Annotated in this window: 2 protein-coding genes; one reads left to right on the top strand and one right to left on the bottom strand. The window is 75.5% G+C overall.

The window, feature by feature from the left end:
• Window positions 1-157: 157 nt before the first annotated feature.
• Window positions 158-1,969 carry a helix-turn-helix transcriptional regulator gene (locus PV721_RS42600; protein WP_319734156.1) on the top strand — a complete coding sequence of 604 codons (1,812 nt, stop codon included), beginning with the start codon at window positions 158-160 and terminating at the stop codon, window positions 1,967-1,969.
• A gap of 17 nt (window positions 1,970-1,986) precedes the next feature.
• On the opposite strand, the gene PV721_RS42595 is transcribed toward PV721_RS42600, so the two are convergent.
• Window positions 1,987-2,825 (bottom strand): glycoside hydrolase family 19 protein (locus PV721_RS42595; RefSeq protein WP_319734154.1); only part of this gene is annotated, 839 nt, incomplete at its 5' end.

Raw genomic sequence — 2,825 nt, 5'->3', positions numbered from 1 at the left:
GTGAACTCCACGGTGCCGTCCTCCCCCACCCTGACGAGTGCGGCCCGTTCCGCCTCGGCCAGCTCGGCCTCGGCGCCGGGCCGGCCGCCCCGACGCCGAGGCCGAGCTGGCCGAGGCGGAACGGGCCGCACTCGTCAGGGTGGGGGAGGACGGCACCGTGGAGTTCACCGCCGGCGCCCTGCCCACCGCCCTCGCCGCCGACGCTGGCTGGCCCGAACGCGCCGCCGGGCACGCGGCCCTGGCCGCCGCCGTCGACGACCCCGTCCAGGCCGTACGCCACCGCGCGCTCGCCGTGGACACCCCCGACCAGTGGCTCGCCGCGGAGATCACCGAGGCCGCCGCGGTGTGCCGGCGCCGGGGCCAGCGGGTCCTCGCCGCCGAACTCTGCCTGCTCGCCGCCGAACGCACGCCGTCCTGGCTGGCCGGCGAGGAACTGACCCGGCTCGTCGCGGCCGCCGAGGACGCCGGCTGGGCCGGCCGCGCCGACCTCGCGCGCCGCGCCACGCGCGCCGTCCTGGCCCGCGACGCCTCCTCCGCCGACCGGGTACGGGCCCGGCTCGCCGTGATCGACGCCGCCGGGCAGGCCCTGGGCGCCCTCGACGAGACCTTCGCCTACGCCATGGACGAGGCCGCCGGCGACCCCTCGCTCCAGGCCGCCGTCCAGCTGCGGATCGCCTGGAAGCACAACCTCAGCGACGGAGACCCGGTCCGCTCCCGCGACGCCGCTGCCGAGGCCGGCCGCCTCGCCGCGCTCGGCGGCGACCAGACCGCCGAGGCCATGGCCCTGACCGTACGGGCCCGCATGGGCCGCATCCTCGGGGACACGGACGCCGAGGAGATCCTGGCCGAGGCGCTCGCCCTGCCCGCCCCCGAGGTGCCGCTCGGGATGCGCAACGCACCGCAGTACCTCGCCGTCCGGCACGCCCTCTTCGACGACCGCCTCGCCGACGCCCGCCGGCAGCTGATGGTCCTGCTCCCGGCGGTCCAGCGCACCGGCTCCGCCGAGGACGTCTTCGAGGTCCTGCGCAGCCTCACCGAGGTGGAACTGCGCAGCGGCCGCTGCGAGGCCGCCTCCGCCCACGCCCGCCGGGCCCTGGAGCTGACCATCGAGGCGGGCCTGTCGCCCGGCCCCGCCTGGTACGTCGCCGCGATGGCCGAGGCCACGGGCGGCAGCTTCGCGCGCGCCGCCGGCTACGCCCGGCGCGGCATCCAGGCTTCGCAGGAGGAGCAGGACCAGGTCTTCCTCTCCCGCAGCCTGCATGCGCTCGGTCTGGTCGAACTGGCCACCGGAGAGGCGGCCAAAGCGGTCGCCACCCTGCGCCGCGTCGCCGCGCTGGAGGCCGCCCAGCAGGTGGTGGACCCCTCGGTCCTGCGCTGGCACGGAGAGCTCGCCGAGGCACTGATCGCCGCGGACGCACCCGGCGAGGCCGACGAACTCCTCGACCGGGTCCGTACGGTCGCCTTGCGCCTCGGTCGCACCGGAGTCGTCGCCGCGCTCGACCGGGCCCGGGGCCTGTGCCTGTCCGCCCAGGGCGAGGCCGACGCGGCCGTCCACCTGCTGGAGGCCACGGCCCGGCGGTTCGACGACCTGCAGCTGCCGCTGGAGCGCGGCCGTACGCTGCTCGCCCTCGCCCGGGTGGAGCGCCGCCGGCGCAGGCGAGCCCCCGCCCGCGCGGCGCTGCGGGCGGCGGCCGAGGTGTTCGGCCTGGCCGGGGCGGTTCCCTGGACGGAGCTCGCCAGGGAACCGGCTTCCGGCGAGGGAGGCGGTGCGCAGGTGACGGCCGCCGCGGTGCTGACCGAGGCCGAGACCCGGCTCGCCCTGCTCGTCAGCCAGGGCGCCAGCAACCAGGAGGCCGCGGCGAAGCTGTTCCTGAGCGTCAAGACGGTGGAGGCACGGCTGACCCGCATCTACCAGAAGCTCGACGTCCGCTCGCGCGCCCAGCTCGCGACCGCCCTGCGCACCCGCTGACCGCTCCGCTCCGCGGATCAGCAGCTCAGGTTGTTCCCCGGGGTCACCCCCAGCAGCTGCGTGAAGCTCTGGTACTTCGAGATGCGGCTCTGGACCTGGGCGGGGTTGCCCCCGTTGCACTCCAGCGAGCCGTTGATGGAGCGGATGGTCTCGCCGAAGCCCGCGCCGTTCACCATCGCGGCGTGGGCGGTCATCGTGCCCGGGCCGTTCTGGGTGTTCCAGTACCAGAGCGCCGTCTTCATGGCGACGGCCGGATCCTGCTCCACGAGGTAGGGGTTGGCGAGGAGGTTGATGCCCAGCGCGTCCCCGGCCGCCTTGTAGTTGAAGTTCCAGCTCAGCTGGATGGGCCCGCGGCCGTAGTACGCCGCCTGCCCCGCCGGACAGCCGTACGGCTGGCGCGCGTCGCAGTAGTGGGGGTAGTTGGCGGTGTTCTGCTCGACGATGTGCACGAGTCCGCCGGTCTCGTGGGAGACGTTCGCGAGGAAGGCGGCGGCCTCGCGCCGCTTCACGGTCTCGTCGCCGGTCCTGGCGAAGCCGGGGTAGGCGGACAGTGCCGCGACCAGGCCGTTGTAGGTGTAGAAGGGGTTCCGGTTCGGGAACATCTGGTTGAACTGGGCCTCGGAGACCACGAATCCGGACGGGTTGCCGGGGCCGGGGTCCGGGTCCTGGCCGCCGCCGCAGACGCCCTGGTCCGACCAGACGCCCCACTGGCCGGTGGTGCCGGGCGTCTCGCCCTGGGTCCACCACTTCGCCTGCCAGTTGTGTCCGCCGTACGAGGCGCTCATGCCGTTCGTGTAGACGGCGGACGAGGTCCACGCGCCGGCGCAGGGGGCGGCCGCGGAGGCGGGGGAGGAGG

The sequence above is a fragment of the Streptomyces sp. MB09-01 genome, from assembly GCF_033794505.1.
GTDB lineage: Bacteria > Actinomycetota > Actinomycetes > Streptomycetales > Streptomycetaceae > Streptomyces.
Note: the sequence above shows the minus strand (reverse complement) of the source record. Positions and strands in the feature narration are given on the sequence as shown.